This window comes from Kitasatospora sp. NPDC058170 (assembly GCF_042883905.1).
Lineage (GTDB): Bacteria > Actinomycetota > Actinomycetes > Streptomycetales > Streptomycetaceae > Kitasatospora.
Genome location: NZ_JBHVUV010000022.1, coordinates 41,471 through 63,365, shown reverse-complemented (window position 1 = coordinate 63,365; position 21,895 = coordinate 41,471). Strand labels below are relative to the sequence as shown.

Annotated in this window: 20 protein-coding genes and 1 pseudogene; 13 read left to right on the top strand and 8 right to left on the bottom strand. The window is 73.3% G+C overall.

Features of this window, described 5'->3' with window-relative positions:
• Positions 1–271: 271 nt before the first annotated feature.
• On the bottom strand, positions 272–1,189 hold the full coding sequence (locus ACFVVX_RS24495; protein ID WP_387948738.1) for an IclR family transcriptional regulator: 918 nt from the start codon (positions 1,187–1,189) through the stop codon (positions 272–274).
• A 322-nt stretch (positions 1,190–1,511) separates the two neighbouring features.
• Here ACFVVX_RS24495 and ACFVVX_RS24490 point away from each other — a divergent pair, with 322 nt between their 5' ends.
• The 4 genes from ACFVVX_RS24490 (at position 1,512) to ACFVVX_RS24475 (ending at position 5,274) form a co-directional block, all read left to right on the top strand.
• A complete protein-coding gene (locus tag ACFVVX_RS24490) occupies positions 1,512–2,822 on the top strand; it encodes an extracellular solute-binding protein (RefSeq protein ID WP_387948737.1) in 1,311 nt (436 codons plus the stop codon).
• A gap of 39 nt (positions 2,823–2,861) precedes the next feature.
• The gene (locus ACFVVX_RS24485) at positions 2,862–3,839 is read left to right on the top strand and encodes a carbohydrate ABC transporter permease (RefSeq protein WP_387948736.1); all 978 of its coding nucleotides are present in this window, start codon (positions 2,862–2,864) and stop codon (positions 3,837–3,839) included.
• Entirely contained in the window at positions 3,836–4,684 is an 849-nt protein-coding gene (locus ACFVVX_RS24480) for a carbohydrate ABC transporter permease (protein ID WP_387948735.1), read from the top strand. The genes ACFVVX_RS24485 and ACFVVX_RS24480 overlap by 4 nt, the downstream gene beginning before the upstream one ends.
• Before the next feature lie 386 nt (positions 4,685–5,070).
• On the top strand, positions 5,071–5,274 hold the full coding sequence (locus ACFVVX_RS24475) for a cold-shock protein (protein ID WP_387948734.1): 204 nt from the start codon (positions 5,071–5,073) through the stop codon (positions 5,272–5,274).
• Positions 5,275–5,335: 61 nt separating this feature from the next.
• Here the strand turns inward: ACFVVX_RS24475 and ACFVVX_RS24470 are convergent, their stop codons facing one another.
• The 3 genes from ACFVVX_RS24470 to ACFVVX_RS24460 form a co-directional block, all read right to left on the bottom strand.
• Positions 5,336–6,028 carry an ester cyclase gene (locus tag ACFVVX_RS24470; RefSeq protein ID WP_387948733.1) on the bottom strand — a complete coding sequence of 231 codons (693 nt, stop codon included), beginning with the start codon at positions 6,026–6,028 and terminating at the stop codon, positions 5,336–5,338.
• A 225-nt stretch (positions 6,029–6,253) separates the two neighbouring features.
• Positions 6,254–8,545: a hypothetical protein gene (locus ACFVVX_RS24465; protein ID WP_387948732.1), complete on the bottom strand. Its 2,292-nt coding sequence runs from the start codon at positions 8,543–8,545 to the stop codon at positions 6,254–6,256.
• 44 nt (positions 8,546–8,589) lie between these two features.
• Entirely contained in the window at positions 8,590–9,069 is a 480-nt protein-coding gene (locus ACFVVX_RS24460; protein WP_387948731.1) for a hypothetical protein, read from the bottom strand.
• A 235-nt stretch (positions 9,070–9,304) separates the two neighbouring features.
• Here ACFVVX_RS24460 and ACFVVX_RS24455 point away from each other — a divergent pair, with 235 nt between their 5' ends.
• From ACFVVX_RS24455 to ACFVVX_RS24425, 7 genes are all read left to right on the top strand, one after another.
• Positions 9,305–12,472 (top strand): CHAT domain-containing protein, encoded by a 3,168-nt coding sequence (locus tag ACFVVX_RS24455; RefSeq protein WP_387948730.1) that lies wholly within the window; start codon positions 9,305–9,307, stop codon positions 12,470–12,472.
• A 1-nt stretch (position 12,473) separates the two neighbouring features.
• Complete coding sequence (locus ACFVVX_RS24450) at positions 12,474–13,205, top strand: hypothetical protein (RefSeq protein ID WP_387948729.1); 732 nt, start codon at positions 12,474–12,476, stop codon at positions 13,203–13,205.
• Between the two features lie 646 nt (positions 13,206–13,851).
• Positions 13,852–14,235, top strand: coding sequence for a hypothetical protein (locus ACFVVX_RS24445; RefSeq protein WP_387948728.1), 384 nt, complete (start codon positions 13,852–13,854; stop codon positions 14,233–14,235).
• Positions 14,236–14,329: 94 nt separating this feature from the next.
• Positions 14,330–15,466: a hypothetical protein gene (locus ACFVVX_RS24440; RefSeq protein WP_387948727.1), complete on the top strand. Its 1,137-nt coding sequence runs from the start codon at positions 14,330–14,332 to the stop codon at positions 15,464–15,466.
• 82 nt (positions 15,467–15,548) lie between these two features.
• On the top strand, positions 15,549–15,944 hold the full coding sequence (locus ACFVVX_RS24435; protein ID WP_387948726.1) for a roadblock/LC7 domain-containing protein: 396 nt from the start codon (positions 15,549–15,551) through the stop codon (positions 15,942–15,944).
• A 129-nt stretch (positions 15,945–16,073) separates the two neighbouring features.
• Positions 16,074–16,448, top strand: a complete 375-nt coding sequence (locus tag ACFVVX_RS24430; protein ID WP_387948725.1) for a hypothetical protein — start codon at positions 16,074–16,076, stop codon at positions 16,446–16,448.
• A gap of 271 nt (positions 16,449–16,719) precedes the next feature.
• Complete coding sequence (locus ACFVVX_RS24425; protein ID WP_387948843.1) at positions 16,720–17,073, top strand: VOC family protein; 354 nt, start codon at positions 16,720–16,722, stop codon at positions 17,071–17,073.
• A gap of 6 nt (positions 17,074–17,079) precedes the next feature.
• On the opposite strand, the gene ACFVVX_RS24420 is transcribed toward ACFVVX_RS24425, so the two are convergent.
• Both ACFVVX_RS24420 and ACFVVX_RS24415 read right to left on the bottom strand, forming a co-directional pair.
• Positions 17,080–17,463 carry a DUF6188 family protein gene (locus ACFVVX_RS24420; protein ID WP_387948724.1) on the bottom strand — a complete coding sequence of 128 codons (384 nt, stop codon included), beginning with the start codon at positions 17,461–17,463 and terminating at the stop codon, positions 17,080–17,082.
• Positions 17,464–17,519: 56 nt separating this feature from the next.
• Positions 17,520–18,599, bottom strand: coding sequence for an NUDIX domain-containing protein (locus ACFVVX_RS24415; RefSeq protein ID WP_387948723.1), 1,080 nt, complete (start codon positions 18,597–18,599; stop codon positions 17,520–17,522).
• A gap of 440 nt (positions 18,600–19,039) precedes the next feature.
• Between ACFVVX_RS24415 and ACFVVX_RS24410 the strand changes: the two genes are divergently transcribed.
• Both ACFVVX_RS24410 and ACFVVX_RS24405 read left to right on the top strand, forming a co-directional pair.
• Positions 19,040–19,996, top strand: a complete 957-nt coding sequence (locus ACFVVX_RS24410; RefSeq protein WP_387948722.1) for an RNA polymerase sigma-70 factor — start codon at positions 19,040–19,042, stop codon at positions 19,994–19,996.
• 113 nt (positions 19,997–20,109) lie between these two features.
• Positions 20,110–20,438 (top strand): annotated as a pseudogene (locus ACFVVX_RS24405) (transposase family protein); the annotation flags it as partial.
• A gap of 72 nt (positions 20,439–20,510) precedes the next feature.
• On the opposite strand, the gene ACFVVX_RS24400 reads toward ACFVVX_RS24405, so the two are convergent.
• On the bottom strand, positions 20,511–20,942 hold the full coding sequence (locus tag ACFVVX_RS24400) for a VOC family protein (protein ID WP_387948721.1): 432 nt from the start codon (positions 20,940–20,942) through the stop codon (positions 20,511–20,513).
• A gap of 179 nt (positions 20,943–21,121) precedes the next feature.
• On the bottom strand, positions 21,122–21,469 hold the full coding sequence (locus ACFVVX_RS24395; RefSeq protein WP_387948720.1) for a hypothetical protein: 348 nt from the start codon (positions 21,467–21,469) through the stop codon (positions 21,122–21,124).
• Positions 21,470–21,895: the final 426 nt, after the last annotated feature.

The following is a 21,895-nucleotide window of genomic DNA, read 5'->3' as shown; positions in this document are numbered from 1 at the left end:
CGAGTGCGGTGGTGGGTCCGGTGGTTCGGGACAGGGCCGCTGACCTGGTAGTGTTCTTCTCGTCGGGAGGGAAACAACCTCCCGGGCAGGCGTCAGAGGTGCTACTGGAGCACGTCCTACTTTCAGTAGGAAGAGTCCGTTCGACCCGGGCCTGGCGCTCCATCATCGGCTGAGGCCCGGTGCCCCCACAGGCACCGGGCATCAGCCGTCTCCGTTCCCGTTCCTGTTGCCGCTCCCGGACGCGGCCTCGGCCGCCGCCCGGGGCCGGTCCTCAGCCCACCGGCCGGTCGGAGCCCAGCTCGCGGGAGATCCGCAGGCCGACCTGGGCGACCACCGGGCCGAGCGAGCGGACCCTGGCCGCGGTCATCCGCGAGGTGAGCCCGGAGATCGAGAGCGCGGCCGTCACCTCGCCGGTGTGGTCGAAGATCGGCGCCGCGACGCAGCGGACCTCCGGCTCGTTCTCCCGGTCGTCGATCGAGTAGCCCCGGGCGCGGATCCGGGCGAGGTCGGCCCGCAGGTGCGTCTCGTCGGCGATGGTCCACGCGGTGACCGGCCGCAGCCCGGCGGCGACCACCTCGGTGACGGCCTCCTCGGGCAGCCAGGCCAGGATCGCCTTTCCGGTGGCGGTGCAGTAGGCGGGTGCCCGGCTGCCGACCCGGGAGGCCATCCGGACGTTGGTCTCGTCCTCGACCTTGTCCAGGTAGACGATGCCGGGGGCCTGCCAGACGGTCAGGTGGACGGTCTCGCCGGCCTCGCGCTGCAGCCGGCGCAGGTGTTCGGCGGCGACGCTGCGCAGATCGAGGGTGGAGAGGTAGGCCTGGCCGAGCCGGAGCGAGCCGTGGCCGAGCCGGAACCAGCCGGTCTCCCGGTCGCGGTCGAGCAGGTGCTCGTCGAGCAGCGGTCCGGTCAGCCGCAGCACGGTGCTCTTGTTGAGCCCGAGCGCCTCGGCGAGCTGGCCGAGCGGGACGCCGCGGCCGCCGTTGCCGTGGTCGCGGACGTAGCCGAGGACGGCCAGCGCGCGGCGCAGCGAGGAGGACTGGTTGCGGTCGCCGGTCGCCGCCTTCTTCGGCCTGGCGCCGTCCGCACCGCCGTCCGGCGTCCCGTCGGCTGCGCTCCCGTCGGCTGCGCTCCCGTCAGCCGGGCTCCCGTCGGCCGGTTCCCCGTCGGCTGGGCTGCCGGTGTCCGTCATCGGTCCGTTCCCCTCTCGTTCCACCGCCGGACTGCGGCGGTGGCTCAGACCGTACCCGCTCACACCCCGATAGCCGATTCTTCGGCACGCCGTTGTGCAGTGCAAAACTTCCCGAACGGCCCCTTGTTGGCCCCGAGCACGCCCGCCTAACGTCCCTGGCATCGAGCAGGCGACGCCGCCCACCCGAGCGGTCGCTCTGCCGTACCCCCACATCAACGCGTTCACGCACCCACCATCGGCCCCGGTCAGGGCCTGCTTCGACGTGTCCGTCCCCAGCGGCGCACGTCCTGGCGGCAGCTGTCGGGAGGGGAGGTCTCCACCCATGCGACTGATCAGACGGACCGCTGCGGCCGCCGTGCTCACCGCCACCTGTATCGCGGCGGCCGCCTGCTCGCCCGGCACCGCACTGCCGGCGGGCGACAAGGCGGGCGACGACAGGACGGGCACGCTGAAGGTCTGGTTGTACAACGAGGCCGGCAACGCGGCGAAGGAGGCGGTGATCGGCAAGGCGGTCGCCGAGTTCCAGGCCTCCCACCAGGGCGCCACCGTCGACATCAGCTACATCGACACCGACGCCTCGGCCCGCGCGGCCAAGATGAAGGGCGCGTTCAACGACCCCAACAGCGCCCCGGACCTGGTCGAGTTCGGCAACACCGACCTCCCCGGCTACGTCGCGGCCGGCGGCCTCGCCGAGATCGGCGCCGACCTCGACAAGTGGAAGGACAAGGGCGACCTCGACCCGGCGATCGCCGGGACGGCGGTGCTGGACGGCAAGACCTACGGCCTGCCCTGGTGGGTCGGCGTGCGGGCGCTGTACTACCGCACCGACCTGTTCACCGAGGCCGGCCTGACGCCGCCGAAGTCGTACGACGAGCTGGTCGCCGCCAACCAGAAGATCCACGCCGCGCACCCGGACACCTTCGGCATCGCGGTCGGCGGCAAGTACACCTTCGGCGCGCTGCCCTTCGTCTGGGACGCGGGCGGCGACATCGCCACCAAGGACGGCTCCGCGTACAAGGCGGCCATCAACTCGGCGGCCTCGCAGGCGGGCATCAAGCGCTACACCGACCTGTTCGGCGCCGACGGCTGCCCGGCCCAGCAGTGCGCGGACCTCACCGGCGGCAAGACCGTGGACCTGTTCGCGGCCGGCAAGTCCGCGATGGCGATCCTGCCCAACTCCAGCCGCAGCAAGGTCGACGCGGGCGCGGCCAAGGGCAGGTACGGGGTCGTCCCGCTGCCCGGCGAGAAGCCCGGCTCGATCGCTCCGGCCTTCGCCGGCGGCAACAACCTCGGGGTGATGAAGGCGGCCAAGCACCGCACCCTCGCCGTCGAGTTCGCCGAACTCCTGGCGAGCCCCGGGTACCAGGAGCAGATGTACGACGCGATGGGCAACCTGCCCACGCTCAAGTCGGTCAACGCCAAGGTCGCCGCGAAGGACGCCTTCCTCAAGCCGTTCACCGACACCATCGCGGCGGGGACGCGGTTCGTCCCGATGGACCAGGCCTGGGCGCAGATCGACGCGCAGGCCGTCGTCCCGACCATGCTCCAGCAGATCGTCACCGGCAAGGCGGACGTGGCGAAGGCCTCCGGCGACGCCGCCGGGCAGATCACCTCGGCCTTCGCGGCCCACTGATCACCCTCGCAAGGCGTCTCCAGAGAGCAGGTCCCGTACGTGTCCGCACCCACCACGACCGCCCCGGCGGCGCCGCCCTCCCTGAGCGGGCGCCGCCGGGGCGCCGGCCCGGCCGCGCCCCCGCGCGGCCGGCGCCGGCCCCCGCTGCTGCTGCTCCTGCCGGCCGCCGTCATCATGATCCCGCTGGTGGCCTACCCGATCTACCAGCTCGGCCTGCTGTCGGTGCTGGACTTCGGCCAGGCCCAGGCCTCCGGGGGAGTGCCGACCCGCTTCGTGGGCTTCGGCAACTACGAGAAGATCCTGAGCGACGGCCAGTTCTGGTCGGTACTGCTGCAGACGGTCGGCTTCGCCGCGTTCTGCGTGGTCGCCACCCTGGTCGTCGGTGCCGCCCTCGCCGTCCTGCTGACCAGGGTCGGCAGGGTCTCCCGGCTGGTCCTGACCACCGCCGCGATGGCGGCCTGGGCGGCGCCGGCGATGACCGGCTCGACGGTGTGGAGCTTCCTGTTCGACACCAACCTCGGCCTGGTCAACAAGACCCTGGTCGACCTCGGCCTGAGCGGCTTCCACGAGTACAACTGGTTCTACGACAAGTGGACGGCGTTCCTGATCGTCGGCGCCGTGGTGGTGTGGCACTCCTTCCCGTTCGTCATGGTGACGCTGTACGCGGGCATCAGGGCGATCCCCGAGGAGATCCTGGAGGCCGCCGCACTGGACGGCGCCAACACCTGGACGACCTTCCGCCGGATCACCGCGCCGATGCTGCGGCCGATCCTCACCGTCGTGGTGATCCAGTCGGTCATCTGGGACTTCAAGGTCTTCACCCAGATCTACGTGATGACCGAGGGCGGCGGCATCGCCGGCCAGAACCTCGTCCTCAACGTGTACGCGTACCAGAAGGCGTTCGCCTCCTCCCAGTACGGGCTCGGCGCGGCCATCGGCGTGATCATGCTGCTGATCCTGGTCGTCCCGACGGTCCTCTACATCCGCACCCTGCGACGGACGGGGAACGAACTGTGAACACCCGCAGCCGCTGGCGGCTCGCCGCCAACACCACCGCCGTCCTGGTGGCCGTGGTCACCGCCTTCCCGATCTTCTGGATGGTGCTCTCGGCCTTCAAGCCCAAGGGCGAGGTGCAGTCCCTGGACCCCAGGCCGTGGACCGCCCACCCCACGCTGGAAAGCTTCCGGCAGGTGCTGAGCGTCGACGGGTTCGGCCGCTACTTCGTGAACAGCCTGGTCATCGCCCTGTCGGTGGTGGTGCTCTCGGCGCTGGTGGTCTTCCTGGCGGCGGTCGCGGTGACCCGCTTCCGGTTCAGGTTCCGCACCACGATCATGGTGATGTTCCTGATCGCCCAGATGATCCCGGTCGAGGCGCTCACCATCCCGCTGTTCTTCATGTTCCGCGACGCCGGCCGTTTCGCGCCGGGCATCGGCCTCAACACCCTGGCCTCGCTGATCCTGGTGCAGCTGGCATTCTCACTGCCGTTCGGCATCTGGATGATGCGCGGCTTCGTCGCCGCCGTCCCGGCCTCCATCGAGGAGGCCGCCCAGATCGACGGCGCGAGCCGCACCCGCATCCTGTGGCGGATCCTGCTGCCGCTGGTGGCCCCGGGCCTGGCCGCGACCAGCGTCTTCTCCTTCATCGCGGCGTGGAACGACTTCGTCTTCGCCAAGACCTTCATCATCAGCGCCACCGAGAACCAGACCCTGCCCTCCGCCCTGCTGGTCTTCTTCAAGCCGGACGAGAACGACTGGGGCGGCATCATGGCGGCGTCCACGCTGATGACCGTACCGGTGCTGATCTTCTTCATCGCCGTGCAGCGCAAGCTGGTCTCCGGGCTCGCGGGCGCGGTCAAGGACTGACCGGGCCGCCCCCGACCCGCCCGGACCGCCGACCCGCCCCGACCTCAGACCCGCCCCGACCGCCGGGACGGTGGGCCGCCGCCCACCGTCCCGGCCCGGCGTCCGCGTGAGCGAATCGGTCGGCGCCCTGCCCCGGGGACGCCGCAGTCGGCCCCGGCCCGTGGGGCGGCGCGCCCGTGAGTCGGACGCGCGCATTCCCCGTCACGCAGAGCGCTCGCCTGGACGTGTAGCGTGATCGGCACCAGCTGTCGTGGTTCCGAGGCACCTCTTCCGCCTGCGCGGTGCGCGGGCGGTCGTGCTGTGCGGGTGCCTTCCGAGGACCAGGGCGATCACCTCCGCCCGCCGCACCGTGCGGCGGGCGGAACCGAGTTCCCCTTGGAGGGCACATGGCATCCGGAACCGTGAAGTGGTTCAACGCCGAGAAGGGCTTCGGCTTCATCGAACAGGACGACGGGGGACCGGACGTCTTCGCCCACTACTCCAACATCGCGGCCCAGGGCTTCCGCGAGCTCCAGGAGGGGCAGCGGGTCGTCTTCGACGTCGTGCAGGGCCAGAAGGGCCCGACGGCGGAGAACATCGTGCCCGAGTGACCTCCGGGCCGCCTGCCAGCCGTCCCGGTCGGCAGGCGGCCACCCACCCGCAACGCCCCGGTCAGCCGGGCATCATCCCCATCTGACGCATCATGGCGACGGCGTCCCAGCTCCACCACCCCTCCTTCACCATGCCGTCCTCGAACCGGAACATCGTCATCCCGGCCGACTCGACGGTCCGGTTGCTGGCCGGCATTCCCATGTACTCCCCGATGTGGGTGCCGCGCCAGATCCAGCGGGTCGCCACCTGGTCGCCCTCGGCGACCTGGCCCTGGATGTCGAAGGTGAAGTCGAAGGCCTTGCGGTAGCCCTCGATCATCTTCCGCACCGCCGCCGGGCCGACCGTGTCACCGTCCATCGACGGGTCGTGGTCGCGGTAGTCCGGCGCCAACAACTCGTCCAGCACGGACATGTCGCCGCCCGCCGGGTCCATCAGCAGCCGGCGGGCCGCCGCCTTCTGGAACTGCTCGTCCCGCACCAGGTCGAGGTTGGTGAAGGTCGGCGGCTCCTGGCAGAGCGCCACCATCTCCCGGAAGATCCGGTCGGTCTCCGGCAGGCCGGAGTTGCGCATCGCCGCCTCGTACGAGGGGAATTCGATGATCTCCACGACGTGCCGGGCGTCCGCCCGGTTGGTGCCCACCATCGCGTGGGTCGCGGTCCGCCGCCCCTGGGTCTGCTCGATCCAGGTGTCCATCAGCCGGTTGAGCTCGTCGGGCTGCTCCGTGCGGCACTCGACGATCTGTACAAAGGTCATCGCAGACCTCCCGATCACACCCCCTGCTGGCCGCCGTCCGCGAACGCGTCGCCTTCCACTCTCCTCCTCCCGCCCCCCGGACACCACAACACCGGCGTGACAGAGCGCCGTGGTGTGCGAGTGATCACGGAGGAGTCACGGGTCCGCGGCCTGCGGTGCACGCTGGGTCCTGTCCGGCTGATCCTGCCCGGCGGCGCGCGCCCGGCAGGATCGGCCGAACAGGCGCTATCGTCGCCGCCCCTTCCTCTTCGGCTGCTGCTGCCAGTACGCGAGGTTCTGCCGGGTGGTGACGACCTCCGGGTGGGCCGGCCCGAGGTAGCGCAGTTGCTCGTTCAGGAGTTCCGTCAGGGCCGCTACGGCTGCGCGCGCGTCGCCGGAGCGGCCGAGCCAGAAGGCCAGGGCGGCCCGGGTCCTGAAGGTGCCCAGATGGTCGGGGGCCTGGGGGCCCCGCCACAGCATCGGGTCCCTCGGGGCGCCGGCCGGCCCGTGCGGTTGGCGGTAGTTGTGCCACAGCACCTGGAGCTGGTCCCTCAGCAGGTCGGTCAGCACCCGGACGGCCGTGCGCAGGTCACCCGACTCCCCTAACCAGCGCGCGAACCCGTAGCGCGCTGCGAAGGTGTCCTCGTGCTGCGGCCCGTACCTCCCCAGCCGTTCGTCGACGATGTACCGGTAGGCGAGCGCGGCACCCGCCGCGTCCCCGGCCCGGCCCTGCCAGTCGGCGGCCTCGGCCCGCAGGGCGTAGTCGCGGAACCCGCCGAAGCCGGGGCTGGCCCGGAGGTAGTTCTCGTCGTTGACCAGGTCCCGGTAGACGGCCGCGACCGCGGCCGGATCGTCGCCCTGCTCCAGCCAGTGGGCCAGGCGCCGGCGCAGCTCGGAGGCCTCCTCGACCAGCTTGACCGGCCAGTAGCTGCTCGGGCCGGGCTGCTGGGCGGCCAGCCGACGCATCCGGTCGTCGATCAGCGCGCGGTAGGCCGTGACGGCGCTGGTGAGGTCGCCGCCCGTGGCGCAGGCCTCGGCGAGCGCGGCCCGGATCTCCCGTGCCGCACTGCTGTCCTCGCCCGACTCCTCGACGGTCTCGGCCAGCAGCGAGCGGAAGTAGGCCACCGCCTGCTCCGGCTTCCCCTCCGTGACCAGGAGCTCGCCCACCCGCCTGGCCAGCAACGCCGCTCGGAAGCCCGGCTGGCGCCGGTACGGCCGACGCAGCAGCGCCTCGACGTTCCCGCGCAGCGTCTCTGCCCTGACCGCGGGCAGCTGCGGCCCGTCCGCACGCCCCAGCCCGAGGAACGCGGCGTCCTCCGCGCTGAGGACCGCTTCGTAGTACGCGTCGTACGCCGGGTCCCGCATGGGCCGGGGAGGCATCACCGTCCCCGCCAGGAGCGCGTCGACGGCGAGGTCGACCAGCCGGTCCGACCGGTCCGCCGGCGCGCTCTCGTACACCGCCCGCTGCACCAGCGGGTGGACCCGGACCGTCCGCTGTTCGCTCGAAGGGTCGTGGTCGGCCAGGCTCCACCGGTGCAGCAGGTCGAGCACCCCGCCGCTCCCGACCTCCTGGGCCTGCTCCCCGGGCTGTGCCAGGGCCTGCCCGAGGAGCCGGTTCACGACGGCCCCGGGCACCCCCGCCGGGTCCAGCGGAGCGAGCAGCTCCAGCAGCAGCCGGGCCGTCGGATCCACCTGCCGCAGGGCCCGGTCCCAGATCTGCGGCAGTGGTTCGCCCTGCTCGTCCGGCAGGCCGCCCGGGTCCGGCACCAGGTCGGCCAGCCGGTGCCCGCCGTCGCGCAGTCGGTCGAGGTAGTCCGCGCAGCTCAGCCCGGTGCGCCCCAGGTACCGGGCGGCCTGCGCGAGGGCCAGCGGCAGGTGGCCCAGCTCCCGGGCGAGCGCTGCGAGCTGCTCGGGCTGCTCGGCCCGGTCGGCGGTGGCCAGTACCGCCGTGAGGTAGTCGTGGGCCTCGGCGGAGCTGAACACGGGCACGGTGACCAGGTGCCGGCCCTGGTCCTCGCGGGCCACGTCCCGGCGCCAGCTGGTGATCAGGGTCCGCCCCTGCGGCCGGTCCGGCGGCCAGAGCCCGCGCAGGTCGTCGGGGTCGACCAGGCCGTCCAGCACGACCATCCAGCGCACCGCCCGCCCGGCGCCGCCCGGCCGCAGCCAGGCCAGGAAATCCCGGGCGCCCGGTTCGGGATCGCCCGGCTCGGTGCCGTTCAGCTCGGCCATGGTCCGGGCGTAGGCCGCCAGGATCGCCGCCCGGCTGTCGGCGGCGACCCAGACCAGCAGGTCGAGCCGCCCCTGCTGCCAGGCGGTGCGGGCCTCGTGCACGGCCAGTTGGGTCTTGCCGACCCCGGCGGTGCCGAGCAGGATCCGACACCCCGCCGGGGCGTCGGGCAGGGCCCTGCGCTGGAAGCAGTGTGCGGCGTTCGGCAGCGCGCCGACCTGGTACGGGAAGCTCGCGGGCGCCCGTCGGCCGGTGAAGTACGACACCTGGTCGGCATGGCCGATCGCGACGCTGTGGTTCTCCGCCCGCACCTGGGTGCCGGACGGTTCTGCTGGGCTCTGCTCAGCCGGTCCGTTCAGCCCTGGGACGGATCCGGCACCGGAGGGTGGCCGACGGACACACCCCCGTGGATCACTCCGGCGGCAACCGAACCGCGGTCGGCGCTGAACTGCGCGTTCCCGCCGACGGCCAGCCCGCCGTCCCCGGCCGAGACCTGGGCGCCCTGGGCCGCGGCCTCCTGCAGCAGAGCCCGCAGCGCCTGTCCGGCCTGCTCCCGTTCGTCCTCCGACAGGTCTTCCAGGAAGGCCTCGAACCGCGCCTGCCAGGAGGCCTCCTGACGGATCCGCAGCCGCTCCAGCTGGTCGGCCCCGGCGCCGGCGAGCTCGGCGGCGGTGCGGTCCAGCCGCTCCAGCTCGGTGGCCTCGCGCTCGCCGTTCCCTCGGCTGAACCAGGCCGCCACCCTGCACCGGACACCCTCCCAGGCCTCCGTACCGGCGGCGGTCATCACCGCCGTGCCACCGGTCGTGGCCAGCGCGGTCAACGCTTCGGACAGCATCAGCGACCCCCGTGTCGACACCTGTGCCCCCGACCGTACCGCGAGGCGGTCCTGATGTCCCGTCAGTTTCCCCGGCCGCGGAACGGTGCTCCGTCACAACCGGCCGCCCGACCCGGGTGGCCTGCCCGCGCGATCCACCCGGTACCGACCTCGCTGCGAAACCCCCGGCCACCGCGCCGCGTTGTGCCATGATCCTCGGCAGGCCCCACGGGGAGGGGCCGAAGGGGGCAGAGGCATGGACGACCACCGCAGCGACCCTGCCGTCCGGGCCGTCATCGGACTCGTCAGGGACGTCCACGGGCACCACCTGAGCGAGGCGACCGCCGTCGAACGGGTCCGCGACCGCTCCTGGGAACTCACCGAGGACCAGGCCCGGTACCTCGTCCGGGTCGGCATCGGCCACACCCGCAGCACCCAGGCCTCCGGCGGCTACCTGCTGGCACGACTGGTCCTGGAGGCGGCGGACGTCCGCTGGGGGCGCAGTCGGCAGAGCCCGTGGTGGTGGGCGGCCGACCAACTGGTCGAGTCCGCACGGCTGTTGCTGGTGGCGGAGCCCGACGGTGCCCGGCTGCGCCTCGCCTGCGCGATCGCCGACGAGCAGATCCGCACCCTGCGGGCGGACCGCGAGCTGGACGAGCTGGCCGAGACGATGTACGCGGCCGGGATCCTGCGCCTGCACCCGTTCATGGGCGTCGCCCGGGCCGGCCTGCCCCCGGAGGAACTGCTCGCCCGGCAGCTGGCCCGGGCGGAGCGGCGGGCGCCGTTCGGCCGCGGCGCCGAGCCCGACGGGAAACCCGGCGGAATGCCGCACCCCCGCGACGCCGCCCTGGAGGCGCTGCCCTACCTGTACGGTGCGGTGGCCCTCAGTGAGGGCCACCTGCGCGGCCGCTGCCTCACCGGGCTGGGGGAGGGGCTGGCCCTGCTCTCCCGAACGGCGGGCGACGCGCCCTGGATCGACGACGAGGTGCTGCGCGTCGCGCGGGAGGCCGCGGCCCTGCTCGACCCCGCCCTCGACCCGTACAACCGGATCCGGCTGCTGCGCATGGTCGCCGCCGCCGACCGGTCACCCGTCCCGCGGACCGTCCACGAGGTGCTGGGCCTGCCGGTCGCGGACCTGGTCCGGCTGAGCGGCAGCCGGGAGGCGGGCGCCGTGGTGGACCAAGCGCTCTGCCTCTTCCGCGAGGCCGGGAACAGCGAGGCGCTGCGCGCGCTCGTCGCCGAGGCGTACGCGGACCTGCCCGACCTTGACGACCCGGAGCGCCGGCTGGAGCTCTGGGAGAGCCAGGTCCACGTCCTGCCCGGTTGCGACCACCCCTGTCCGGCCGACCAGGCCGGCGCCGACCTGCTCTACTCCACCGCGCTGGACGACCCCGACCCGTCCGCCCGGTCGGCGGCCGCCCTGCACCTGGCCGCGCACCTCTACCACCGCGACGGCAGCGCCCGGACCGCCTGGCAGCTCCTCCGGCGGGCCGCGGCCGACAGCTCGCCCGGCAGCCCGGACCGGTCCGATCGCGAGCGCGACGTGGCAGCCGTCCTCCACCTGCGCGCCGCCGTCGCCTCCCGCGCGGCGCCGGAGAACGCCGAGGCCGGGGAGCCCGACGAGGCCCTGAGGATGCACGGGCACGCCGCGGTCGGCTACGCCTCCCTCGGGTTGTCCGATCTCGCCGTCCAGCAGCTCGGCCACCTGGTGGCCCGGGCGACCACGCCGGACACGATCGTCCTCGCCGCCGTGATCCTGCGCGAGTCCCTCGTCCCGGTCCTGTCGGCGGACCCCCGGGCCGACGTCTCCTTCGCGCTGTACCGCGCCTGCCAGCTGCTGGTCGCCGCCCTGGGCACCGGCCGCTCGTACCCGGTCGCTTTGCTCGCCCTGATGACCGCCGCCAAGGGTCTCGACTTCGGGACGGCGCTCGCCGCCCACCGCGGGCCGCGCCCGATCGGGTCGGGGCTCCCCGAGCTGCTGGGCGAGATCGCGCGCCGCGAACGCGAGGTGGCCGCCCCGGAGTCGCCCCGGCTCGCCGAGCTGGGCGAGGACCTGCACATGCTCAGCTACGCCGGCGCCCAGGAGACCGGCGACGGCCAGGACGACCGCGCCTACCTGGACAACCTGCGCCGGGCGTTCGACCGGGAGTTCTCCCGGCGGCTGTACGGGGCGCCGCCCGCGTTGGCGGGCCCGGGCGATCCGGCCGACACCGATCTGGACGGGCTGTGCCGGGCCCTGTCGGCGGACACCGTGCTGCTCTCGCTCTTCATGGGCGTCACACCGCAGGCCGCGGCTCCGGCCACCTCCGCGCCTTCGGACGGCACCGAGGGGGCGGAGGATGCGGCAGGTTCGGAGGGTTCGGAGGAGAGTACGGCCGCCCTCTACCTGGTCACGATGACGCGGGAGGGCGTGGTGGAGGCCCGCGTGGTGCCGACCGCCGGACTGCCCTCCGCACTGCTCAGGCTCGGCAAGGACGGCTACAGCCACACCCTGCACCCCTTCGCCCTCGACGTGCAGGAGGTGCGCTCCGCCGTCCTCGACGACCCCCTGCACCGCCCGGTCACCCGTGCGGGGGAGGAGCGGCTGGCGCTGGAGAACAACCTGGGTGCCGGCCTGGCCGGGACGCTCGATCGGTTGCACGACGAGGGCTACCGCCACCTCTGTGTCTGGGCGCACGGGCCGTTCCACTACCTGCCGTTCCACCTCCTGCACGTGGACGGCCGCCCGCTGGCGGACCGCTGGACGGTCACCGCCGCGCCGAGCCCCGCCTGTCTCACCGCACCCGCCCCGCACAGCCACGGCTCCGGGCTGCTCGCCCTGGGCGCCGCGCACGGCGGGGCCGCCTGGGGGCTGCCGCCCGAGCCCGAACTGGACGAGCACGTCAGGGCGGTGGCCGGGCAGGCCGGCGGCACCGCGCTGACCGGTGCCGACGCCACCGCCCGGGCGCTGCTGGAGCGCGCGCCCGGCCACCGCTACCTCCACCTCGCGGCGCACGGATCGCACAGCCCGGTGGCGCCCTGGTTCCAGTGCCTCTACCTCAACCCGCCGCAGGACGGCGCCGACGGACGCCTGTTCGCCCACGAGGTCGTCTCGGCGGACCTGCGCGGGGTGGAGCTGGTGACCCTCAGCGCCTGCGAGTCGGCGCTGGGCCGCTTCGACCTCGGTGACGGCCTGCGTGGTCTGCCCGCCGCCTTCCTGCTGGCCGGCGCCCGTGCGGTGGTCGGCTGCCTCTGGCCGGTCCGGACCGAGACCGCGACCAGCTTCTTCGCCGCGCTGTACCGGGCCCTGGCCGCGGGCCGCGGCCCGCTGGAGGCCTTCCGGCTGGCCCAGACCGAGACCCGGGCGCACCACCCGCAGTACCGCGACTGGGGTGCGTTCACCTACTCCGGCAGCTGGGGCCGGTACGACGAAGGGACCGACTGACGTGCCGATCGACATCCCCGCCCTGGAGCCCGGCGAGGTGGACCTGGTCGTACCGGCCACCCTGCAGCGGCCGTCCACCGAGGAGCGCATCAGGGGCCGGCTGGCCGTCAGCCGCCGGCCGTTCGTCACCCGCCTCACCCGGGCCGGGCTGGCCGAGGTCGACGTGGACCCGGCGCTGCTGGCGGGCCTGCCGGCCGACGACGACTACTTCGTGCTGGCCTTCTACTGCACCTACCGGCCGGACGCCGACCCGGGCTCCGCGCCCTTCACGGAGTCGCGGATCGGGGTACGGCTGAGCACACCGGGCGACGGGCCGCAGCCGGTCGCCCTCGCCCTGGCCCCGCAGACGGCCGCCGCCCCCACCGACCGGTCCTTCCGGATCGCGGTCGCCGCCCCGCTCGGCTTCGTCGAGCCGTCGGTGGAGTACAGCCGCAGCGGGAACCGCGAGGACCGGTACGTGACCGCGCTGGGCCGCGGCCAGAGCGACCCGGAGTGGCACCTGCGGGCCCTGCCGAACCACCCGCTGCTCGGCGACGTCCGGCTGGCGATGGTGATCCAGAGCCCGCCGGAGGTGGAGGTCACCGCCGAGGTCATCGTCGCCGCGACGGTCCGCCGGCTCGGCCTGGTCCGCAGCCGCGCCGAGCTGCCGCCGCAGCTCCACCGCGTCGACCTGCGCGCCTCCGCCGACGCCCTGCCGACGCAGCGCCCGGGCGAGCTGCCGCCGACGGCCTGAGCGGCGGCGCCGAGGTCTCTCGCCCGCCGACTGTTCGATTTTTGACCAGGCCTGATGGCCTGCTAGTGTTCTTCCCGTCGAGAGGAAACGATCTCTCGAACAGGCGTCAGTGGTGCTACCGGAGCACGTCCTACTTTCAGTAGGAAGAGTCCGTTCAACCCGGGCCTGGCGCTCCATCGCAGGGCGGCCGTTCCTCTTCGGAACGGCCGCCCTTCGCGTTTCCCGGCGCGGTCCGCGGTGGCGGCCCGGGGTGGTCCGTGCGGTGCGCCGTTCGCACCTCCGCACCTTCGTGTCTCGGCGGCCGGCCTGGCCGTTCCCGTCGCGCGTGGCCGATGCGTCGGCCTTATCGCATCACGCGTTCGAAACCCTGCGGCGTGGCCGACAACCGGCCAAGGTCCCGGTCCAGGTCGGCCGGTGGGCCCTCGTCCGGCCGGGGCGCGGGCCAGCGGGTTCGCCCAGCAGTCGGAACTGACGGACCGTCAGAGGATGGCTGAATCAAGCCCCCTGTGGTCTGAATATGCCATTGGAATGTTCGTCATATGGAATCCGGCAGTAGCCTTCCGTGTCGAACCCGCCACTCGTCGTGGCGGCTCGGTCGGGTGTTCGCCCAACCCTCGACCGTCCCCGAACCTCCGAAGGAGCCCGTGTGCCGGGTATCGACGAATGCCTGTCCGGGGCGATGGCGATCGCCGGCGCCCGTGCCGCGAGCCTGATCGACTGGAGCAGCGGACTCGCCCTCGGCAGCGTCGGGGTGAGCCCCACCGGCGACCACGAGACCTCCGCCGCGGAGGCAACCGACCTGGTGCGGGCGGCGGTTGAGAGCCCGACCTTCACCGGGGCGGAGGACGTCCGGGCACCGTTGCAGGACATCATCGTCACCGCGGGCCGTAGTTACCACCTTCTTTGCTTCATCGATACCGTCTTCGACAGCCGACTCGTCCTGCACCTCTGGCTGGACCGCGTCGAGGGCAACCTCGCCGCCGCCCGCCACCGCCTGCAGGGCCTCGCCGAGGAACTGGTGCTCGGGTGACGAATCCGCTTGCGAACCATGCAGGTGGGCGCCCGGCTCCCGCCATCGTGTTTCGGCCACAGGGCCGCCCGCTCACCGAGCGCCGGGGGTGGACGTGAACGCCTTGCCCCGCCTCGCCGTACCGGTCCGACTCCCGCGGACCCCGGCCGAGACGGTCGAGCGCCTGGCCGGCGAACGCGCCACCGGCGCCCTGTCCGGCCCGGTGGGTACCGTCTACCTCGCCGAGGGTCTGGTGGTGCACGCCGAGTCCGAGCCGGCTCCCGACCTGGCCGCGCTGCTGACCGGCTGCGGCCGGATCGCCCCCGAGACCTGGCGGGAGACCGTCCGCCTGTTCGGCCCGCACGGCTCCGTCGGCGACGCGCTGATCGCCCAGAACCTGATCACCCGGGGCGAGTTGGAGCTCTGCCACCTCGGTGCGCTCTACGACGCGGCGTTCTTCCTGCTCGACTCCGCCACCGCGGGCCCCTGGCACTTCGAACCGGGCGCCCGGCACTGGCTCGGCCCGGTGACGGCGGTCGCCGCCCACCGGCTGTGCCGGGAGACCGAACGCCGCCGGCGGCTGCTGGAGCGCGTCTGGCCCTGGCCGCAGCTCGACACCGCGCCGGTCCGGCCGGCCCGGCTGCCGGACGGCCGGGACGCGTGCGCCGACCCGGGCGGCCGGGGCCTGCGCCGCCGTCCGCCCACCCGCCGCCAGTGCGAGCTGCTCGCCCACGCGGACGGCCGAAGAACCCCGGCGGAGCTGGCCCGGCTGCTCGGCCGCTCGGCGTTCGCGACGACGGTGGACGTCCGCCGGCTCGCCGCCGCCGGGCTGCTGGCCACGCCGGGGTGCGAGGCCACCGGTCGGGCGCCCACCGGTCAGACGTCCACCGATGGGGCGTCCACCGGTCGGGAGGCTCCGCGGCACGCCGCCCCGAGGCCCGGGCCGAGCGAGGCCCGGGTGCCCGAGGCGCGTCAGTACGACGCCCGTTCGCCCGGGACCCCGCCCGGGACCCCGCCCGAGACCGTGCCGGGCATCCCGACGGCCGCCTCCGTGCCGCCCCGGACCGCCGGCGGGCTCCACCGCCGAGTCCCCGGCGCCACGTTGGCCGGACTCCCGCCGGCCGGTCCCACCCGCTCCGCCCGCGCGCCGACCACGACCACGACGACGGACGCGGCGAACCCGCTGATCGCCCCCGACCCGGACATCGCGCTGCTGACCCGGGTCCGAATCCTTCTGGAGGCCCGACTTTGAACCACTCTCCGCCCGCGACCCCGCGCTCGCGGTCATGAGGCGGGCGCTCAAGCAGCGTGTCGGAAGGAGACAACTGATCGCCTTGGAGACCGAGCTGCTCGCCGAACTCCGCGCGCTCAAACACCGGGTACCGCACCTCGCGGGCGGTCTGGTGGCCAGCGTGGACGGCCTGCTGGTCGCGCACGACACCCACGGGACCGAACCCTCGGGCCTGGCGGCGATGACCGCAGCCTCGCTGAGCCTCGCACAACGGCTCGCCGACACCACCGGGCAGGGGGACTTCCGCGAGTCGCTGGTCCGTGGCGAGCACGGCTACGTCGCCACCTACGCGGCCGGCGGCAGCTGCGTGCTCACCATGCTGGCGCACCCGGACGTGAACGTCGGCCGACTGCACCTGGAGGCCCGCCGTTCCGCCCAGCGGATCGCCGTGCTCCTCAACGACGCACTCGCGCCCAAGGAACCCAGGGAGGTGGTCTGACCGCCGCCCCCGGATCCTCCCGAAACCGCCGGGGCCGGCCCCACCGGGCCGCCCCGCCCTGTCCGTCCCACCCACCCATCCACCCATCCACCTCATCTGCCGTACCACCGAACGAACTGGAGAAACGACATGACCGACGCAGCCGGCGCGCTCAAGCAGACCATGACCGTGATCGAAGGCGCCCTCGGAGCCGCCCTCGTGGACTACAACAGCGGCATGGCGCTCGCCACCCTCGACGGTCCCGGCGGGATCGACCTGAACGTGGCCGCCGCCGGGAACACCGACGTGGTCCGCGCCAAGATGCGCACCATGGACATGCTGGGCCTGCAGGACGGGATCGAGGACATCCTCATCACCCTCAGCAGCCAGTACCACCTGATCCGCCCGCTCACCGGCCGCGGCAGCAAGGGCCTGTTCCTCTACCTTGCGCTGGACAAGGGTCGGGCCAACCTGGCGATGGCCCGCCACCAGCTCACCAAGATCGAGGCCGACCTGGAGGTCTGACGGCGGGACGCCCCGCCGGGCGGCGCAGACGGGACGCCCCGGCGGACTGCCCTTCGGGCGGGCCTTCGGCCGGCCCTGGGCCCGGCCGCGCACGGGCGGCCGCGCTACGCCGTCCGGGCTACGGACCCCGCGCCGCCCGGCGCGGGGTCCGGCCGGATTGTCGGTGCCGTCTGCCAGGCTGACTGCCGTTCAGCCGAGACCACCGAAAGGGTCCCCCGTGTCGTCCACCAAGATCTTCGTCAACCTGCCTGTCCGGGACCTCGCCCGGTCCATGGAGTTCTTCACCGAGCTCGGCTACACCTTCAACCCGAAGTTCACCGACGACAACGCCGGCTGCCTGGTGATCAGCGACTCCATCTTCGCGATGCTGCTGGTGGAGCCGTACTTCAAGTCCTTCACCGGCCTGGCGATCCCGGACACCACCACGTCCGCCCAGGCGATCCTCGCGCTCGCCCTCGACAGCCGCGCGGAGGTGGACGAGCTGGTCGGCAAGGCCCTCGCCGCCGGCGCCACGGAGCCCCGCGAGGCCACCGACGAGGGCTTCATGTACGGGCGGAGCTTCGCGGACCTCGACGGCCACCTGTGGGAGGGGTTCTGGATGGATCCGGCCGCCGCCCAGGGCTGAGCGGCCCTACGGGGCCTCCTGCGCCCACTTCACCTCGCCACCGGCCAGCGCGGTGCAGACGGCGCCCTCCGGCGTGCCCACACTCCAGGGCGCGACCTGCGCGTGCGGCGGCACGGACAGCGTGCCGCCGCCCTCGAAGGCGAGCTCCAGTCCACCGGCCATCGTCACCCGTGCGGCGCCGACGGTCCGGCCCACCAGCGCGAGCAGCGCGCCCGAGGGCCGGAAGCCCAGCCCCGGGTAGAAGTGCTCCACCTCGGTCGGCGCGGCGAACCGGAAGTCGTGCTCCACCCGCACGGTCACCGGTCCGTCGAGCGCGATGTCGAGATGGACGCCGCCCGCGACCGACTCCACCCGACGGCCGACCAGTACGTCCTCGATCAGGTTCCGCATGCCCCCAGTGTGAACCACCACGGGTACGCGCCACCCCCGATCGACAAGGCGGGCGATCAGCCGGCGGGCCGGCCCCCGACCAGCTCGGCCGGGCCGCCCGCCCCCGCCCGGGCGGCGAGCGCGGCGGCCGTCCGGGCCCAGGACGACCCGGACAGCAGTGCCCGCGCCTCGGCCGGATCGCACAGCCGCCACTCCACCAACTCGTCCTCGGCCAGGCGAATCGCGGCGAGCTGGGCGTCCGTCACCACCCCGCCGTCGAAGACGTACACGAGCACCGCCGTGTCGCGCCCGCTCACCGGCTCCGCCGCGCGGCCCGGCAGCCAGTCCAGGGCCAGCAGCCGGCCCGGTGCGCGCTCCCACCCCAGCTCCTCGCGGATCTCCCGCCGGGCCGCCGTCCGGGGCAGCTCCCGGTCCGCCTCGATGCCGCCGCCCGGCAGGACCCAGTACGGCTCCTCGCCCCCGGGCTCCCACGGTTTGAGCCGAACCAGCAGCACCCGGCCGGCCGCGTCCGTGAACAGCATCCGCGCCTTGGCCCGGATCCGGGGCCGGGTGGCGATGTAGGTCGCCCGGTCCAACGGGGGCTCCTGCGTCCCGACCGCGCCCTCGGCCAGCGGCAGACCCGCCAACCGCGTGTACTCGGAGGGCGGTTCGACCGCCAGATACTCCAGGGTGTGCCCGACCGGCAGGCTCTCCTCCAACTCCAGCGGCCCGGCCGAGCGCGGCGCCCGCAGACAGGCGCCGACCCGCCGGGAGAGCCGGGGCGGCAACGCGTGCCGCGCCTGCTCCGGCGTCAGCCAGGCCCAGCCTCCGACCTCCGCCGCGTCCGGAGTGATCGCGGCAGACTGCTCCGGGGTGAGCGGCTCGGCCCAGTACAGGTGTGCCGCGATGGGCGGACGGAAGTAGTCGACCGCCCAGTCGATGCACGCCAGCGCCCCGAGCCGGGGTGTGAAGCCCAACTCCTCGGCGATCTCCCGCTCGGCCGTCCGCCGCGGCGACGCGTCCTGCGGCTCCCAGCCCCCACCCGGAACGGCCACCGGATGCCGCTGGTCGTACGGCAGCCGCACCACCAGCACCCGCCCCCGCTCGTCCGGGAACAGCACCCCGGCAGCCGCCAGCAACTCGCGTCCCTCACCCACCACGACTTCCTCCGCCCCACCACGACATCGACCCGTACCCACCCGATTCCCCACCGCGACCGTCCCCACCCCCGACCGTCGGGGTGGCGCTCCGCCCGGACCCCGCCATCCCGTCCTGTTCCGGGGCCCCTTCGAGCGCCGACAGCACCTGCCGTGCGGCGACGCCCGATCGCCGGGTGCCACCACACGCGCTTCGTCGGCGGTCCCGGGGCGACGGCTCGTCAAGGATCGCCGTCGACGCGGCGGGTGTGGGTACGTCTTGGTGCGTCTTGGCATGTTTTGACGTGTCACAGCCGTGCGCCGGGCGGTGTCCCCCTCGTGACCGCACCGAACGGGTGGGTCAGAATCGAGCGGCTGCCAACGTAGAAGGATCATGCTGTGGATGCACGTCTGAAGGATTTCGGCGACCAGGGCCGGCCGCGCGGAACAGGGGCCGAGCAGTGAGCGACCAGGCCGGCGACCAGCTCGGCGACCAGGCTGGCGACCAGCTCGGCGACCAGGCTGGCGACCAGCTCGGCGACCAGGCGACCGGGAGCTTCGTCGCCCACCGCAACCTGCTGTTCACCGTCGCCTACGAGATGCTCGGCTCGGCCTCCGACGCCGAGGACGTTCTCCAGGAGACCTGGCTGCGGTGGGTCAAGGTCGACCTCGCGCAGGTCCGGGACCAGCGCGCCTACCTGGTCCGGATCGCGACCCGGCAGGCGCTCAACCGGCTGCGCACGATGAAGCGCCGCCGGGAGACGTACGTCGGCCAGTGGCTGCCCGAGCCGATGCTCACCGCGCCGGACGTGGCCGAGGACGTCGAGCTCGCCGAGAGCGTGTCGATGGCGATGATGCTCGTCCTCGAAACGCTGTCCCCGACCGAGCGCGCCGTCTTCGTGCTGCGCGAGGCCTTCGCCGTCGGCTACGACGAGATCGCCGCCGCCGTCGACAAGAGCCCTGCGGCCGTCCGTCAGATCGCCCACCGCGCCCGACAGCACGTCGATGCCCGCCGCCCTCGCAAGAGGGTCTCCCAGCGCGAGACCCGGGCGGCTCTGGCGTCGTTCCAGCGCGTCCTCGAAACCGGGAACCCGCAGGAACTCCTCGACCTGCTCGCCCCGGGGGTCGTCCTGGTGGGCGACGGCGGCGGCGTCAAGCGGGCCGCGCTGCGGCCGATCGTCGGTGCGGACAAGGTGGCGCGCCTGCTGGTCGGCGGTCTCGGCAAGAACAACCTCCCGATCACCGTTGCCCCCACCGTGGTCAACGGCAGCCCCGCACTCCTCGTCCACCTCGACGGCGAGATCGACGGCATCATCTCGGTCAGTGTCGAGGACGACCGCATCACCGGCCTCTACTACGTCCGCAACCCCGAGAAGCTGAACCGCATCGAGACCGAGACCGCGCTCACCCTGCGGTGAGGCGCGGTGAGGCGCGGTGAGGCGCGGTGCGCCCCGCGCGTCCACGGCTTCGTGCTCCGGGCTTCGTGCTCCGGGCTTCACGCTCCCGGCCACGACCGGGAGCGCGAAGCCGTGGACGTCCGATTCGTCGCAACCGCAACAACTGCAGGGCATGGGAGGAATCCGGGAGGCCAGGGCCGCCGTCGGCCGGACAATCACGATCGCCGACGGCGGCTACCCCGGAACCGGCCTCGTCATCCCGCACCGCCCGCCCCGAGGCGGCGAACTGACCGGCTGGCAGGCCGAACACAACCACGACCACCAACGGGTTCGCGCCCGCGTCGAGCACGCCTTCGCGCGGATGAAGACCTGGAAGATCCTGTGCGACTGCCGCCTGAGAGGCAACGGTGTGCGGCACGCGATGCACGGCGTTGCCCGCCTGCACGACCTTGCTCTCACGGGATGGATCCCGCCGTATGCGGGACCTGAGAGGTCCCCGGGAGACGGCTCCCCACCTCGCAGTCTCGGAGGAGAATCAGGCGAGGCAGAACTCGTTGCCCTCGATGTCCTGCATCGTGATGCACGACTCGTTGACGCCATCGGCGCGCTGCGTCAGCACGTGTTTCGCGCCGAGCGCCATCAGCCGTGCGCATTCGGCCTCGAGTGTGGCCAGGCGCTCGTCACCCACGAGCCCGACGCCGGCCCGCACATCGAGATGCACCCGGTTCTTGACGGCCTTGCCCTCGGGAACTCGCTGGAAGAGCAGGCGCGGGGCCACACCCGAGGGATCAGTGCACGCGAAGTAGATCGCATCCTCGGGCGGCAGTGAGCGGTAGCACTCCTCCCATGTGGCGAAGCCCTCCGGGACCGTCGGCACGACGTACCCCAGCACCTCGCACCAGAATTCGGCGAGGCGCACAGGGTCCGCGCAGTCGAAGGTCACTTGGAACTCTTTGATCGTTGACATCGGCGCACAATAACAGGGGCCCTGGTCATCTTCCCAGGTCGGGAGGTCCGTACGTTGTCGGCAGGAGGCGTCTGCGACCCGCTGCCATGTCGTGCGGCCGCGGCTGCGCGCCGACGCCGCGCTCGTACCCGCCACCGCATCCGGGACGGCACCCGCCGCGGCCACCACCATGCGCCGGTCTAGGCGCGGGCGTTCGGCTCCTGGCCGCCAAGCCGACGACTGGCATGCCGACAGCCCCGGACAAGGCCCACCGCCACGACCGTCAGCACGATCACTGCCAGATCAGGCCCGTAGGAGACTTCGATGAACCCCACGGCGCCCGGGTGTGACCACACCTCGACGGAGCCTTCCGGGACGGCGTCCGCCAGCAACCCGTGCACCCACGCCAGGACCGCCCCACCGGCCACGCCCACGGCCAGCAGGGCCCCGGCGCTCATGCCCGCCCGGCGACCAGCGCGCCACCAGCCCCGGACGGTGTCCACCGCCCCGATGACCAGCGCAATCCCGAGCGCACCGGACGCGGCCATCCAGGACCCGGCAGCGGCCGCGCCCAGCACCGAAGCGGCGAGACTCCGAGGCCCCCGCCCCGCCAAGGCCTCGATGGACCCCTCGGGTGGGGCCACGCCGAGTGCCAACAGCCGGCTGACTCCGCCCAGGACCGCCAGGCCGACCGCACTCCGTGCCCACAGCACCCCGGCACCCCGGCGCCCGTCTCGTCTCCCCACCAGGTCCTCCCGGACTGCCTCGTTGCGGACGTCAACATACCAATCGGTGGATACCGGTCCACGGACGGGCCGGGAAGCGGTGGGTGGCCGTGAACGTCGGATGGCCGTGAACGTTGGGTGGCCGGGAATCCGTGGGTGGCCGTGGACCCCTACCGTGCCGCTGCACTCGTCACGCTCCGCATGCTCATCCGCCGTGCGACCGGCCGCTGCCGCGGGGGCAGCCGCCCC

Bases quoted from the DNA above. Each gene is read 5' to 3' on its own strand.
- ACFVVX_RS24495 (WP_387948738.1), bottom strand. From the start codon at position 1,189: ATGACGGACACCGGCAGCCCAGCCGACGGGGAACCGGCCGACGGGAGC.
- ACFVVX_RS24490 (WP_387948737.1), top strand. From the start codon at position 1,512: ATGCGACTGATCAGACGGACCGCTGCGGCCGCCGTGCTCACCGCCACC.
- ACFVVX_RS24475 (WP_387948734.1), top strand. From the start codon at position 5,071: ATGGCATCCGGAACCGTGAAGTGGTTCAACGCCGAGAAGGGCTTCGGC.
- ACFVVX_RS24470 (WP_387948733.1), bottom strand. From the start codon at position 6,028: ATGACCTTTGTACAGATCGTCGAGTGCCGCACGGAGCAGCCCGACGAG.
- ACFVVX_RS24460 (WP_387948731.1), bottom strand. From the start codon at position 9,069: ATGCTGTCCGAAGCGTTGACCGCGCTGGCCACGACCGGTGGCACGGCG.
- ACFVVX_RS24455 (WP_387948730.1), top strand. From the start codon at position 9,305: ATGGACGACCACCGCAGCGACCCTGCCGTCCGGGCCGTCATCGGACTC.
- ACFVVX_RS24430 (WP_387948725.1), top strand. From the start codon at position 16,074: ATGACCGACGCAGCCGGCGCGCTCAAGCAGACCATGACCGTGATCGAA.
- ACFVVX_RS24425 (WP_387948843.1), top strand. From the start codon at position 16,720: ATGGAGTTCTTCACCGAGCTCGGCTACACCTTCAACCCGAAGTTCACC.
- ACFVVX_RS24420 (WP_387948724.1), bottom strand. From the start codon at position 17,463: ATGCGGAACCTGATCGAGGACGTACTGGTCGGCCGTCGGGTGGAGTCG.
- ACFVVX_RS24400 (WP_387948721.1), bottom strand. From the start codon at position 20,942: ATGTCAACGATCAAAGAGTTCCAAGTGACCTTCGACTGCGCGGACCCT.
- ACFVVX_RS24395 (WP_387948720.1), bottom strand. From the start codon at position 21,469: ATGGCCGCGTCCGGTGCGCTCGGGATTGCGCTGGTCATCGGGGCGGTG.